General features: G+C 68.8%; 12 protein-coding genes. 3 read left to right on the top strand and 9 right to left on the bottom strand.

Annotation, left to right across the window (positions count from 1 at the left end; all coding sequences use genetic code 11):
• Positions 1 to 111 precede the first annotated feature (111 nt).
• From obgE to ABNQ40_RS19635, 3 genes are read left to right on the top strand one after another with little or no spacing between them, the layout of a single operon-like run.
• Complete coding sequence (obgE, locus tag ABNQ40_RS19645; RefSeq protein ID WP_109048976.1) at positions 112 to 1,419, top strand: GTPase ObgE; 1,308 nt, start codon at positions 112 to 114, stop codon at positions 1,417 to 1,419.
• The gene (gene proB / locus ABNQ40_RS19640) at positions 1,409 to 2,548 is read left to right on the top strand and encodes a glutamate 5-kinase (RefSeq protein ID WP_098739206.1); all 1,140 of its coding nucleotides are present in this window, start codon (positions 1,409 to 1,411) and stop codon (positions 2,546 to 2,548) included. The genes obgE and proB overlap by 11 nt, the downstream gene beginning before the upstream one ends.
• A gap of 5 nt (positions 2,549 to 2,553) precedes the next feature.
• Positions 2,554 to 3,198 carry an HAD family phosphatase gene (locus ABNQ40_RS19635; RefSeq protein WP_109490834.1) on the top strand — a complete coding sequence of 215 codons (645 nt, stop codon included), beginning with the start codon at positions 2,554 to 2,556 and terminating at the stop codon, positions 3,196 to 3,198.
• Positions 3,199 to 3,220: 22 nt separating this feature from the next.
• Here ABNQ40_RS19635 and ABNQ40_RS19630 read toward each other — a convergent pair whose 3' ends face one another.
• The 9 genes from ABNQ40_RS19630 to ABNQ40_RS19590 all read right to left on the bottom strand — a co-directional run bounded on the left by ABNQ40_RS19630 (position 3,221) and on the right by ABNQ40_RS19590 (position 12,785).
• A complete protein-coding gene (locus tag ABNQ40_RS19630; RefSeq protein ID WP_109048974.1) occupies positions 3,221 to 3,799 on the bottom strand; it encodes a hypothetical protein in 579 nt (192 codons plus the stop codon).
• Between the two features lie 133 nt (positions 3,800 to 3,932).
• Complete coding sequence (locus ABNQ40_RS19625; RefSeq protein WP_391348630.1) at positions 3,933 to 5,108, bottom strand: divergent polysaccharide deacetylase family protein; 1,176 nt, start codon at positions 5,106 to 5,108, stop codon at positions 3,933 to 3,935.
• A gap of 15 nt (positions 5,109 to 5,123) precedes the next feature.
• Positions 5,124 to 6,566 (bottom strand): S41 family peptidase, encoded by a 1,443-nt coding sequence (locus ABNQ40_RS19620; protein ID WP_109048972.1) that lies wholly within the window; start codon positions 6,564 to 6,566, stop codon positions 5,124 to 5,126.
• Positions 6,567 to 7,949 (bottom strand): murein hydrolase activator EnvC, encoded by a 1,383-nt coding sequence (locus ABNQ40_RS19615; RefSeq protein WP_109048971.1) that lies wholly within the window; start codon positions 7,947 to 7,949, stop codon positions 6,567 to 6,569. It lies immediately after the preceding gene.
• A 246-nt stretch (positions 7,950 to 8,195) separates the two neighbouring features.
• Positions 8,196 to 9,773: a 2,3-bisphosphoglycerate-independent phosphoglycerate mutase gene (gene gpmI, locus ABNQ40_RS19610; RefSeq protein ID WP_109048970.1), complete on the bottom strand. Its 1,578-nt coding sequence runs from the start codon at positions 9,771 to 9,773 to the stop codon at positions 8,196 to 8,198.
• Between the two features lie 89 nt (positions 9,774 to 9,862).
• The gene (gene rlmH / locus ABNQ40_RS19605) at positions 9,863 to 10,321 is read right to left on the bottom strand and encodes a 23S rRNA (pseudouridine(1915)-N(3))-methyltransferase RlmH (protein WP_109048969.1); all 459 of its coding nucleotides are present in this window, start codon (positions 10,319 to 10,321) and stop codon (positions 9,863 to 9,865) included.
• Between the two features lie 37 nt (positions 10,322 to 10,358).
• Complete coding sequence (rsfS, locus tag ABNQ40_RS19600; RefSeq protein WP_109048968.1) at positions 10,359 to 10,805, bottom strand: ribosome silencing factor; 447 nt, start codon at positions 10,803 to 10,805, stop codon at positions 10,359 to 10,361.
• Positions 10,802 to 11,530 (bottom strand): nicotinate-nucleotide adenylyltransferase, encoded by a 729-nt coding sequence (locus tag ABNQ40_RS19595; RefSeq protein ID WP_247879687.1) that lies wholly within the window; start codon positions 11,528 to 11,530, stop codon positions 10,802 to 10,804. The genes rsfS and ABNQ40_RS19595 overlap by 4 nt, the downstream gene beginning before the upstream one ends.
• The gene (locus ABNQ40_RS19590; protein WP_109048967.1) at positions 11,511 to 12,785 is read right to left on the bottom strand and encodes a glutamate-5-semialdehyde dehydrogenase; all 1,275 of its coding nucleotides are present in this window, start codon (positions 12,783 to 12,785) and stop codon (positions 11,511 to 11,513) included. Before ABNQ40_RS19590 ends, ABNQ40_RS19595 begins: the two co-directional genes overlap by 20 nt.
• Between the last annotated feature and the right edge of the window lie 177 nt (positions 12,786 to 12,962).

Here is a 12,962-nt window from a genome sequence, read left to right as displayed (position 1 = left end):
ACGCTTGTGGGATAAAATCGGGGGACCGGGCGACCGGCTCCCCGATTTTCGTTTTCAGTCCGGTGCCGTCCCGCCGCCGGTTTCCCTTCCGTTTACGGGCAAGGTCCCCCGATGAAGTTTCTCGATCAGGCCAAGGTGTTCTTGAAGAGCGGTGACGGCGGCCCCGGTGCCGTGGCGTTCCGGCGCGAGAAGTTCATCGAGTTCGGCGGCCCGGACGGCGGCGACGGCGGTCGCGGCGGCGACGTGATCATCGAGGCGGCGGACGGCCTGAACACGCTGATCGACTACCGCTACAAGCAGCACTTCAAGGCGCAGCGCGGCCATCACGGCATGGGCAGCAACCGCAACGGCGCGCGCGGCGAGGATGTCGTCCTGAAGGTGCCGGTGGGGACCCAGATCCTGGACGAGACCCAGGAAACCGTGCTGTGCGACCTGACCGAGGCCGGCCAGCGCCGCGTCTTCCTGCGCGGCGGCGACGGCGGGCACGGCAACGCGCACTTCAAGACGCCGACCAACCGGGCGCCGCGCAAGTTCCACCCCGGCTGGCCGGGGCAGGAGCAGTGGGTGTGGCTGCGGCTGAAGCTGATCGCCGACGCCGGCCTGCTTGGGCTGCCCAATGCCGGCAAGTCGACCTTCCTGGCCGCCACCACCGCGGCCAAGCCGAAGATCGCCGACTACCCCTTCACCACGCTGGCCCCCAACCTGGGCGTCGTCCGCGCCGGTGACGAAGAGTTCGTCATCGCCGACATTCCCGGCCTGATCGAGGGCGCGCACGAGGGCCATGGGCTGGGCGACCGCTTCCTCGGCCACGTCGAACGCTCGCGCATCCTGCTGCACCTGATCGACGGCACGGCCGACGATGTCGTCGCCTCCTACCGCACGATCCGGAACGAGCTGGAAGCCTATGGCGGCAACCTCGCCGACAAGACGGAAGTCATTGGGCTGAACAAGTCCGACGCCCTGCTGGACGAGGAGATCGAGGAGAAGAAGGCGGCGCTGGAGGAGGCATCGGGCGCCGAGGTCATGGTGCTGTCGGGCGCCACCGGCCAGGGCGTGAAGCAGGTGCTCTACCGTCTGCTGACGGTCATCAAGGACTCGAAGGCGGAAGAGCCCGAGGTCATCAACGCCCCGGCGACCCGCTCCATCCCGCGCCCGCCGGTCGGCCAGAAGCTGCCCGACGACGGTGAGATGCAGTGGGACGATGAAACCGGCGAATGGGTCGGCGGCGAGGAAGACGATCTCGAGGAAGAGGATTTCGAAGAGGACGCCCTGGAAGAGGGCGAACTCGAAGAGGGTGAGGAACTGGACGGCGAGGGGCAGGAAGGCGACTCGGACGAAGCTCTTGACGGAGAGGAGCCGGAGGGCGAAGAGGACGGTTCGGACGACGATACGGACGGAACCTCCCGCCATGGCGCTTGACGCCCCTACCCTTCTCGAATCCCGCCGGCTGGTCGTAAAGATCGGTTCGGCCCTTCTGGTCGACGGGGAAACCCGGCAAATCCGCCGGGACTGGCTCGACGCGCTGGCCGACGACGTCGCCGCCTGCCGCAAACGGGGGCAGGAGGTGGTTATCGTCACCTCCGGCGCCGTCGCCTGCGGGCGGGAGCATCTGGGCCTCGTCGGCCGGGCGCTGAAGCTGGAAGAGAAGCAGGCCGCCGCCGCCACCGGCCAGATCCGCCTTGCCCACGCCTATCAGGAAACGCTGGCCCGCCATGACGTCACCGTCGCCCAGGTGCTGGTGACGCTGGAGGACACGGAAGAGCGGCGGCGTCACCTGAACGCCCGCAACACCATCGACACGCTGCTGAAGCTGGGCGCGGTTCCCGTCATCAACGAGAACGACACGGTCGCCACCGCCGAAATCCGTTTCGGCGACAACGACCGGCTGGCCGCCCGCGTCGCACAGATGGTCAGCGCCGACACGCTGGTGCTGCTGTCGGACATCGACGGCCTCTACACCGCCGACCCGCGCAAGGACCCGGACGCCCGCCACATCCCCACCGTGCGCGAACTGACGCCGGAGATCGAGGGCATGGCCGGCGAGCCGCCCCCCGGCTACAGCAGCGGCGGCATGGTGACCAAGATCGCCGCGGCCCGCGTCGCCCTGTCGGCCGGTTGCCGCATGGTCATCGCCAAGGGCAAGCGCATGAACCCGCTGGCGGCGCTGGAGCAGCGGCCGGAGGATGGCGGCGCGCTCTGCACCTGGTTCCTGCCGTCGGCCGAGCCGACCAGCGCCCGCAAGGCCTGGATCGCCGGCCATGTCAACGCCACCGGCGTGCTTGTGGTCGATGACGGCGCCATGCGCGCCCTGTCCCACGGTGCCAGCCTGCTGCCCGCCGGCGTCAGTGCCGTGCAGGGAGACTTCGACCGCGGCGACGTGGTGATCGTCCGCACGCAGGAGGGGCGCGAGGTCGCCCGCGGCCTCGTCGCCTACAGTGCCGACGACGCCCGCAAGATCCTGCGCCACAAGAGCACCGAGATCCCTGAGATCCTCGGCTATCAGGGGCGTGACGAGATGATCCACCGCGACGATCTGGTGGTGCGGTGACCGTGATGTCGCGCACCCCGATCCGCGCCATCCTGTGGGACATCGACGGCACGCTGATGGACAGCGAGCCCTGGCACCAGCAGATCACCGTCGATGTCTGCCGCGGCTATGGCCATGAGCTGAGCGAGGAGGACTGCCGGTCGATGCACGGCGTGGCCTTCCGCGAAATCTATGCCGCCCTGCATGCCCGCCGCCCCTTCCCCATCGACCTGCATGCCTGGGCCGACGAGATCAACACCCAGTATGTCGCCAACGTCGACCGGGTGCGCCCGCGCGAGGGTGCCTTCGCCCTGGTGGACGCCTTCGCCGCCCGCGGGCTGGCCCAGGCCTGCGTGTCGAACGGCGGGCGGATGATCGTCGACGCCAACATGCAGGCGATGGCGATCCCGCATTTCCGCTTCAGCATCGCCCGCGAAGACGTTGCCAACGGCAAGCCGCATCCGGAGCCCTACCTGCTGGCGGCGCAGATGCTGGGATTGCCGCCGGAAGCCTGCGCGGTGATCGAGGACAGCCCCACTGGCGCCCGCAGCGCCAAGGCTGCCGGCATGCTGACCATCGCCTGGCCCCAGCACCCCGCCGTGGTGTTCGACACGGTGGACCATCTGGTCGAGGATCCGGGGTCGCTGGATTGGGATGCACTTTGCGGATGAGAGGGTGCTGCCGGCCGCGCTCTCAGTCCAACGTCCACTTTGCCATCCGCGGGAACGGGGGCAGCCCGTTGTCGCCCATGAATGCGAACATCCCCGCATAGCCGGTGAAGTCCGCTTGCGCCAGATTGATCAGGCCGGAATGGGTTCCCTGCTCGATCCAGGCCAGCATCGGGTGGATGCCCTCATAGCCGCTGCACCGGTAGGAGCCGGGAAAGAACAGGCATTCCTGCGGCAGGCCCAGATGCTGGACCACTGCGTAGGACCAGGCCTGCGACATGAACTCGCCCTGGCGGGCGGCCCTGGTCAGGATCGGGTCGGGGGTTCCGTCGCGCGCGGTCTGGTCGGCGAGGATGCTGTCGATGTCCTCCTGCACGTCACGCCCCAGCGACGGCCAGTATCGGCGCGGCAGGACGATGATGTGCCCCGCCTCGTGCAGCAGGTCGCCCGGCCCCAGCAGCGTCTCCGGATCGACATGCAGAGCCCCGGCCTGGATGTTCACACCGGGCAGGAAGCCGCCATGGGCAGCGTCGCCATACTCCACCTGCATGCCGATGCCACGCAGGAACGCGACAATGGGCTCCAGCGCTTCCGGATGAAACATCCGCCCTCTCCGCCAATTCGAAAACCGGCGCGGATATTCTCGCATAGGACGCAATCGCGCAAGACATAGGCGTGCATCCGCCCGGCGCGCGTTGTCGCATTCAAGCGGATGGAATGCGGAGCCGGTTGGCGCGCTATTTCTGGATATTGACCACAGCCGACACCGGGGCCAGCGCGATGCCACGATCCGCCAGAGCGGTCATCCAGAGATTGAGGCGCTCGATCGTCGTCGGATAGGGGGAGGCGAAACCGACGGCGGCGCCGTTGGTCTTGGCAAGCTCTTCCAATTCGCGCAACTGGTCGTCGATGGCGCCGCGCGACAGGTCACGGTCGATGACGCGGTCGCCCAGCGCCCGCGGCACGCCGGCCAGATTGGCGAGTGGCCCGGCGACGCTCTTGGGATTGGCGCGGGCATCGACCAGCAGCAAGCCGCGGGCCTTCAGCGCGTCGATCAACGGCTGCATCGCCGCCGGGTTGGCGGTGAACTTGCTGCCGGTGGTGCTGGTGATGCCGACATAGCCCACCGCCTTGCCCAGCGACCATTCCAGCCGCTCCATGTTGCGGTCGGGGCCGAGCATGGTCAGCAGCGCATTGGGGCCGGGATCGTCGCGCGGGTAGTTCAGCGGCTCCATCGGCACCGACAGCATCACCTCGTGCCCTTTGGTGCGGGCACGCTCGACCCAGTCGTCCAGCCGCTCGGCGTAGGGCAGGAAAGCCAGCGTGATGCCGGGCGGCAGCTTCGCCAGCGCATTGCCGGTGGTGACGCCGCTGAGCCCGAGGTCGGACATCACGATGGCGATGCGTGGCCGCTTGTCGGTCGCCGGGAATGGCCGGGCATAGACCTGCCAGGGCTTGCGCCCATCCTGGGCAATGCGCGGCAGCGGGCCGTTGCGGCTGTCCTCCACCAATCCCGGCACCGGGGCCGGGACCAGCGTCACCGCCGCCGCCGGAACACCCGGCAACGGCAGCGGGGCGGCATCGGTCGGCAGCGGCGGCGGAACCGCCGATGCCGCAACCTTTGGCTCCGGCGGAGGAGGTGGCGGCAGCGGGGCGACCGCCACCGTCGTAGACGGAATCGACGCCTGCCACGCGTCCCGCGTCGCCCCGCCGTTCAGCGCCAGCCAACCGACCAAGCCGGCATAGGCGAGCGCCACCGCGGCGACGGCACCCAGCAGGGCTTTGGAGAGCGGCTTGCGCGGCCGCCCTGCCGGGGCGTCTCCATTGCGACGGAAACGGCGCAGCCAGCCGAGCCCGGGGCGCAGGCCCCGGACATCGAACCGCAGACGACCGAGCAGGGCGGGAGCCTTCACCGTCGTTCGCTCCGGTCAGCGCGCCGCGGAGCGCTGCTGGAACAGGGCGACGCCACGCAGCAGATCCAGCGCGCGGGCGAGCTGGAAGTCGAAGGGCGGCTCCGTCCCCTCCGCCGCCGCACCCTCGGCCGGGGCGGGAGCGGCGCCCGGAGCAGGGGCAGCACCGGGAGCAGCACCGGGAGCCGCCGGGGCGGCACCTGCGCCCGGTCCCGGAGCCGGCGCTGCCGGGTTCGGGGCAGCCGGCGTGCCGGGAGCGGCCGGGTTCGTGGTGGCCGGACGCGGCGCCTTGTTGCCGGCGTCGGGGTTGACCAGCGCGCCCTTCAGATCGGCCTCGCGACGGCGGATGACGTTCCTGTCCAGATCCTCCACCTTGGCGACATGCACCTCGATGTCCGGGGTGATGCCGAGCTGCTGGATCGAGCGTCCCGACGGCGTGTAGTAGCGCGCCGTGGTCAGACGCATGGCGCCATGGCCGGGCAGTGGGATGATGGTCTGCACCGATCCCTTGCCGAAGCTCTGGGTGCCCATGATGATCGCGCGCTTGTGGTCCTGCAGGGCGCCGGCGACGATCTCGGAAGCCGAAGCCGAACCGCCGTTGATCAGCACCACCAGCGGCATGCCCTTGATCAGGTCGCCCGGCTTGGCGTTGAAGCGGGTGCCCTCCTCGGCGCGCCGGCCGCGGGTCGACACGATCTCGCCCTTCTCCAGGAAGGTGTCGGAGACCGAAACCGCCTGGTCGAGCAGACCGCCCGGATTGTTGCGCAGATCGAGCACGAAGCCCTTCAGCTTGTCGCCCAGCTGCTGCTGGATGGAGGAGATCGCCTTCTCCAGCCCGCTCTGCGTTTGCTCGTTGAAGCTGGTGACGCGAATGTAGCCGATGTCGCCTTCCGTGCGGAAGCGGACCGACTGCACCTTGATGACGGCGCGGGTCAGCGACACGGTGAAGGGCTCTCCCGCCTCGCCGCGGCGGACGGTGACCTTCAGCTCGCTGCCCACCGGCCCGCGCATCTTCTCCACCGCCTCGTTCAGGCTGAGGCCCATCACCGCCTCGCCGTTCAGCTGGACGATCAGGTCGCCCGGCTGCAGGCCGGCGCGGAAGGCCGGGGTGTCGTCGATGGGCGACACGACCTTCACCAGGCCGTTCTCCATCGTCACCTCGATACCCAGCCCGCCGAACTCGCCGCGGGTCTGGACCTGCATGTCCTGGAAGCTTTTCTTGTTCAGATAGCTGGAATGCGGGTCGAGCGAGGTCAGCATCCCGTTGATCGCCGATTCGATCAGCTGTTCGTCGGTCACCGGCTCGACATACTCGGCGCGGACGCGCTCGAAGACGTCGCCGAACAGGTTCAGCTGCCGGTAGGTGTCCGACGAATTGCTGGACTGAGCAGTGACGGTGGCGACGCCGGCGCCCAGAAACACCAGAGCTGCCGCCGTTGCGGCGCGCTTGAACATCCTCATCTACCCTTGTCCTTTCCCCTCCGGGGCGCCGAACCCGCGTTGCGGATTGATCGGCTGGCCGTTTCGTCGCAGCTCGAAATAGAGATCCGGATTGCCATCCGGCGGCATGACCGCCAGCGGTTCCCCGCTGGCCACCTTACGCCCGACGGCCGTTTCGATCCGGCCCAAACCCGCAATCAAACTATGATATCCGTTGCCGTGTTCCACGATCAAGATGAGGCCATAGCCCTTGAAGGGACCGGCGAACACGATCGTGCCGCCGCGCGGCGCCACCACGGTCGCTCCGGCCCGGGTCTGGACCGTCACGCCACGGCTGGTCGCGCCATAGCGGTCGGCCTCGCCGAAGCGGGTCGTCAGCTTGCCGGCGGCCGGCAGAACCATGCCGGAGACGGCCGGCGGGCCATCAGGAGACTTCGCGGCCAGCTCGCGTTCGCGTGCCGCCTCCCTGGCGGCCTCGTCCTTCGCGCGCTTTTCCTCGGCGGCCTTCTGTTCGGCGATTTTCTGTTCGGCGGCGCGCAGTTCGGCCAGCTTTCGTTCGGCCTCCTTGCGTTCGGCTTCCTTCTGAGCGGCGAGGCGGCGCTCGGCCTCGCGCTTTTCCGCTTCGCGCTTGGCGGCTTCCTTGCGTTCCGCCTCGCGCCGCTCGGCTTCACGGCGGGCGGCGGCTTCGATGGCGGCGCGGCGTTCGGCCTCGATGCGCTCCATCAGCTGGCGGAGGTCTGTGGCCTGCCCCGACAAATCCGCCATGCGCTGGCCGACCTGGACGCGCTCCTCCTCCGTCTGGCGCGACAGCTCCTCGCGCCGGGCGACCAGGCGGTTCATCTCGTCCTGCTTTTCAGTCAGCGCCACCCGCGCCGCCAATGCCTTCGCCCGCTGGTCGACCAGCTTGCCACGGGTGTCGGCCAGCGCGGTCAGCGCCTGGGACAGCGCATCGGCCCGCGCCCTCAGCGCCGGCACGGCGTCGCGCAGCAGCAGGGCGGAGCGCAGGGTGTCCACGGGGCTTTCCGGCCGAGCCAGCGCCGCCTCCGGCGGAATCCGCGCCAGCCGCTGGAGGGCGGCCAGCAGGGTGGCGATCTGCTGCCGCTCGGCGTCGAGACCGGCGGAGCGCTCGCGCTCCTCCCCCTCCAGGGCGGTGAGCGAGTCTTCCAGCTGGTCGAGCGTCTGTTCCTGCCCGCGCGCCTGATCGGCCAGCGCGATCAGCCGGCCGCGCAGGGTGTCGAGTTCGGTCTGGAGCGCCTGGGACTGGCGTTCCAGCTGCTGCTGGCGCTGCTTGCCGGTCTGAAGCTGCTGCTCGACCCGCTTCAGCGTGTCCTTGGGAGCTTCAGATTGGGCGTTCGCCGGCTGGGCGAGGATCAGGCCGGCGATAACGACGAAGCCTTTAACCAATCCCTCTCCCGCTCCGGATACCCTCTCCCCCCCGCTCACGCGCAAACGAAGTTTGCGCTGACGCGACAGGCGGCCCGAAGGTCCGCCGATAGTGGGGAGAGGGCTGGGTGAGGGGGATGCATCGCGGGATGTAAATTGAAGCGCCGGCCCTCCCGCGACTCCACGCCACGCGCCCCCCTCACCCCGACCCTCTCCCCGGGGGGGAGAGGGGGCATCAAGGGCGAAGGGACCGCTCCGCGCCATCCGCTATTCCGCCGCCGCGCGGGCGGCGGTGCGGACCAGCAGGTTGCGGCCGGTCATCTCGGTCGGCTTGGGCAGGCCCAGCAGGTCGAGCAGCGTCGGAGCGATGTCGGCCAGACGGCCGCTGTCGATGCGGGCGCCGGCCGGGCCGTTGACCAGCACCAGCGGAACCTTGTCCAGCGTGTGGGCGGTGTGCGGGCCGCCGGTCTCCGGGTCCTTCATCAACTCGCAGTTGCCGTGGTCGGCTGTGATCAGCATGGTGCCGCCGGCACGGCGCACCGCGGCCTCCACCTGACCGACGCTGCTGTCGACCGCCTGCACGGCCTTGATGGCGGCATCCAGCATGCCGCTGTGGCCGACCATGTCGGGGTTGGCGAAGTTGACGACGATCAGGTCGTATTTGCCCGAATCGATGGCGCCGACCAGCTTGTCGGTCACTTCCGAGGCCGACATCTCCGGCTGGAGATCGTAGGTGGCCACCTTCGGCGACGGGACCAGAATGCGGTCCTCGCCCTCATAGACCCGCTCCTCGCCACCGTTGAAGAAGAAGGTGACGTGCGGATACTTCTCCGTCTCGGCGATGCGCAACTGCTTCAATCCGGCCTCGGAAACCACCTCGCCCAGCACCTTGGTCAGGGTTTTGGGCGGAAAGATGGTGGTCATCAGCTTCGCCAGCGCCGACGAATATTCGACCATGCCGACCACGGCGGCCAGCTTCGGCGCGCCACCGGCCGGGGAACTGGCCACCGGGAAGCCGTCGAAATCCTTCTCGACATAGGCGGCCAGGATTTCGCGGGCGCGGTCGGCGCGGAAGTTCGCCATCAGGATGGCGTCGCCGTCCTTCATGCCGGCGTAATCGCCGATCACCGTCGGCAGGATGAACTCGTCATGCTTGTCGGCGGCGTAGCTCTGCTCGATGGCCTGGATCGGGTCGGCGGCGCGTTCGCCTTCCGCCCTGGTCATCGCGGCATAGGCCTTGGCGACGCGGTCCCAGCGCTTGTCGCGGTCCATGGCGTAATAGCGGCCGATGACGGTCGCCACCTCGACGCCCGGCAGCTCGAAGACGTCGGCCATGAACTCGGCGACCTGATCCTTCGCACTCTGCGGCGGAACGTCACGGCCATCGGTGAAGGCGTGGACCGCCACCGGCACGCCCTCGCGCGACAGCACGCCGGCCAGCGCGGCGATGTGGTCCTGGTGCGAGTGGACGCCGCCCGGCGACAGCAGGCCCATCAGGTGGACGCGTCCGCCGGTCTTGTGCATCTCCTTGACCAGATCGTTCAGCGCCGCGTTGCGCTCAAGCTCGCCCTCGACGATGGCGTGGTCGATCATCACCAGATCCTGCATGACCACCCGGCCGGCGCCGAGATTCATGTGCCCGACCTCGGAGTTGCCCATCTGGCCCTTGGGCAGGCCGACCTCCTCCTCGCTGGCGTCGAGGAAGGCCGTCGGTTCGGCCGACCACAGGCGATCCCAGTTCGGGGTCTCGCCCAGCGCAATCGCGTTGTCGGACCGCTCCTCGCGATAGCCCCAGCCGTCCAGGATGCAGAGGACGACGGGGCGGGGTCGGTTGGTCTCGGTCATCGCGCTTACCTTTCTCGAAAGGTTGTGGTCTCGGAGTTTTGTGTTTTCAGCTCCGGCGCTATTCCGCGCGCCGGATGCGACGCTCGGAATCAGGACCTGTGATAGGGGTGACCGGCAAGAATTTGTTGAGCGCGATAGAGTTGCTCCGCAAGCATGCCGCGCACCAGCATGTGGGGCCAGGTCATCGGCCCGAAGGCGAGCAGGAAGTCGGCCCGCGCCCGCACCGCGTCGCCATGGCCGTCGGCACCGCCGATCAGGAAGGCGAGATCGCCGGCGCCGCGGTCGCGCCAGTCGCCGATCTTCGCGGCGAAACTCTCACTGGGCAGCGCCTTGCCGCGTTCGTCCAGCGCCACGACGATGGCGCCGACCGGCACGGCGGCGAGCAGCAGCTCCGCCTCCTGCCGTTTCAATTCGTCGGAGGAGAGGCGTTTCTTCACCTCGACCTCCTTCAGGGTGAAGGGCCAGCCGAGCCGTCCGACATACTCGTCGAACAGGTCGCGGGTCGGTCCACCCCGCGACCGCCCAACGGCGGCGAGCCACAGACGCATGATGCGGCCCTCCGCCGTCGTTTCCGCCTGCGGCCCGTCAGGCGCTCAGCCGCGCCGTGCCCGACGGCGTCGGCAGTTCCAGACCCCACATCTTCTCGATGTTGTAGAAGGTCCGGACTTCCGGCTTGAACAGGTGGACGATCACGTCGCCGGCATCGACCAGCACCCAGTCGCACTGGGCCATGCCTTCCATCTCGACGCCGCGGACGCCGGCCTGCTTCAGCTTTTCGGCCAGCTTCATCGCCATGGCGCCGATGTGCCGCGTGTTGCGGCCCGACGCCACGATCATGTAATCGGCGAAGGTGGTTTTCCCGGCGAGATCGATGACGGTCACGTCATCTGCCTGGTCGGCGTCGAGCGACGCCTGGATGAGCGCCTTCAGGTCCTGCGGTTCCAGGATCTGGGGAACGGCGGCTGGCCGCGGAGCGGTCGCGGCCGTTTCGGTGTGCGTGGTGATGGCTCCAACCTCTTGCAACGGTGTCACGACCCGGCGGCCCGTGCCTGCCGGATCGCCGTCGCCGAGGCCGGGTGCAAGGGGTTGCGTAAGAACGCCCAGGCCGGCCGCCTGCGGCGCGCCAGCCCTTTTACCCCGGACACCGACACCCGCCGACGGGTGTAGCGCTGGGCGGCCTTGCCGCTCAACGCACCAAGAGAATAGGTTGGACGGGCGAAAACCGCAACGGCCACCGAGTCGAAGATTCGATTCCAGTGCTTCCAGCGTGGAATTTGCCGCAAATTGTCCGCCCCCATCAACCATACGAAGCGGGTTTTGGGGAAGCGGCGCTGAAGCTTGGCCAGCGTATCGGCGGTGTAGCGGGTGCCCAGCGCGGTCTCGATGGCCGTCACCTCGATCCGCGGATGGGCGGCGACGGCCCGCGCCTCCGCCAGCCGTTCGGGAAGCGACGCCATGCCGGAGTTGGACTTCAGCGGGTTCTGCGGGCTGACCATCCACCAGACCCGGTCGAGCCCGAGCGCCTTCAGCGCGAACAGGCTGATGTGCCGGTGCCCGGCATGGGCCGGATTGAACGACCCGCCGAGAATGCCGATGGTCAGCCCGGCATAGAGCGGGCCGGAATAGAGGCTGGGGGCCTTTTGCAGCCGCTTCGAGAACCGTCCGGCAGACGGATCCCCCTCACCCTGCCCTCTCCCCGGAGGGGAGAGGGTTCCAAGGGAAGGGGAGAGGTCGGTCTTAAGGCCGCGTCTGGCCATCGCCGCGCACGACATACTTGTAGCTGGTCAGCTGCTCCGCACCCACCGGGCCGCGGGCATGGAACTTGTCGGTGGAGATGCCGATCTCCGCCCCCATGCCGAACTCGCCGCCATCGGCGAACTGGGTCGAGGCGTTCCACAGCACGATGCCGCTGTCCACCCGGGACAGGAACCGTTCCGCCACCGCCGGATCCTCGGTCAGGATCGATTCGGTGTGGTGGGAGCTGTGGGCGTCGATGTGGTCGATGGCCCCATCCACCCCGTCCACCACGCCGCAGGCGATGATGGCGTCGAGATACTCGGTATCCCAATCTTCCGGCGCCACCGCCGTCACCCGCGGATCGACCGCCTGGGCCGCCGCATCGCCGCGCACCGCACAGCCGGCATCGAGCAGATCCTTCACCAGAACCGGCAGGGCCGTGTCGGCGATGGCGCGGTCGACCAGCAGGGTCTCGGCGGCGCCGCAGATGGAGGTGCGGCGCATCTTGGCGTTCAGCACCACCTTGCGCGCCTTCTCCAGGTCGGCGGCGGCATCGACATAGACGTGGCAGTTGCCGTCCAGATGCTTAATGACCGGCACCCGGCTCTCGTCGGCGATGCGCTGGATCAGCGACTTGCCGCCGCGCGGAATGATGACGTCGATGTAATCGCGCATGGTCAGCATATGGCCGACGGCGGCGCGGTCGGTTGTCGGCACCAGCTGGATCGCCGCCTCCGGCAGCCCGGCCTCGCGCAGGCCCTGGGCCAGACAGGACGCGATGGCGCGGGACGAGCGGATGCTCTCCGACCCGCCGCGCAGGATGGCGGCGTTGCCCGACTTCAGGCAGATGCCGCCGGCATCCGCCGTCACGTTGGGCCGGCTTTCATAGATGATGCCGACGACGCCCAGCGGCACGCGGACGCGCTGGATGCGCAGGCCGTTGGGCCGCGTCCATTCCGCCAGCACGCCGCCGATGGGATCGGGGAAGTCGGCGATGTCCTCAAGCCCCTTGGCCATCGCCTCGATGCGCGTGTCGTCCAGCATCAGCCGTTCGCGCATGGGACCGGACAGGTCGCGGGCGTTCGCCATGTCATCGGCATTCGCCGCCTTGATCTCGGCGGCGCGGGCGCGGATGGCCGCCGCCGCCGCCCTCAGCGCCCGGTCCTTCGACGGTCCTGGCACGGTCGCCAGCGCGGCCGCGGCAGCGCGGGCGGCGCGGCCGAGGGCGATCATCTGGTCGTGCAGGGCGTCGGTGGTATCGAGCAGGGCGGACATGGAGGTCTCCGGACACTCTATCCATTGAAGGGACGACGACCTTAACGAATTGTTCGGGGTTGCGAAAGCCGCGCGGTTGTGGGACTTCGGCGTTGCGGTATGGGCGGGCGTGTGCAAAACGCAACGCGCCGGCCGCACCGGGACAAGGTTTTCGGGCCACAAGGCCTTCGGGTAGGG

The sequence above is a fragment of the Azospirillum sp. A23 genome (assembly GCF_042938965.1).
Taxonomy (GTDB): Bacteria; Pseudomonadota; Alphaproteobacteria; order Azospirillales; family Azospirillaceae; genus Azospirillum; species Azospirillum melinis.
Note: the sequence above shows the minus strand (reverse complement) of the source record. Positions and strands in the feature narration are given on the sequence as shown.

Excerpts from the sequence above, each read along its gene's own strand:
- obgE (WP_109048976.1), top strand. The coding sequence starts at position 112 with ATGAAGTTTCTCGATCAGGCCAAGGTGTTCTTGAAGAGCGGTGACGGC.
- proB (WP_098739206.1), top strand. The coding sequence starts at position 1,409 with ATGGCGCTTGACGCCCCTACCCTTCTCGAATCCCGCCGGCTGGTCGTA.
- ABNQ40_RS19635 (WP_109490834.1), top strand. The coding sequence starts at position 2,554 with ATGTCGCGCACCCCGATCCGCGCCATCCTGTGGGACATCGACGGCACG.
- ABNQ40_RS19630 (WP_109048974.1), bottom strand. The coding sequence starts at position 3,799 with ATGTTTCATCCGGAAGCGCTGGAGCCCATTGTCGCGTTCCTGCGTGGC.
- ABNQ40_RS19620 (WP_109048972.1), bottom strand. The coding sequence starts at position 6,566 with ATGAGGATGTTCAAGCGCGCCGCAACGGCGGCAGCTCTGGTGTTTCTG.
- gpmI (WP_109048970.1), bottom strand. The coding sequence starts at position 9,773 with ATGACCGAGACCAACCGACCCCGCCCCGTCGTCCTCTGCATCCTGGAC.
- rlmH (WP_109048969.1), bottom strand. The coding sequence starts at position 10,321 with ATGCGTCTGTGGCTCGCCGCCGTTGGGCGGTCGCGGGGTGGACCGACC.
- ABNQ40_RS19595 (WP_247879687.1), bottom strand. The coding sequence starts at position 11,530 with ATGGCCAGACGCGGCCTTAAGACCGACCTCTCCCCTTCCCTTGGAACC.
- ABNQ40_RS19590 (WP_109048967.1), bottom strand. The coding sequence starts at position 12,785 with ATGTCCGCCCTGCTCGATACCACCGACGCCCTGCACGACCAGATGATC.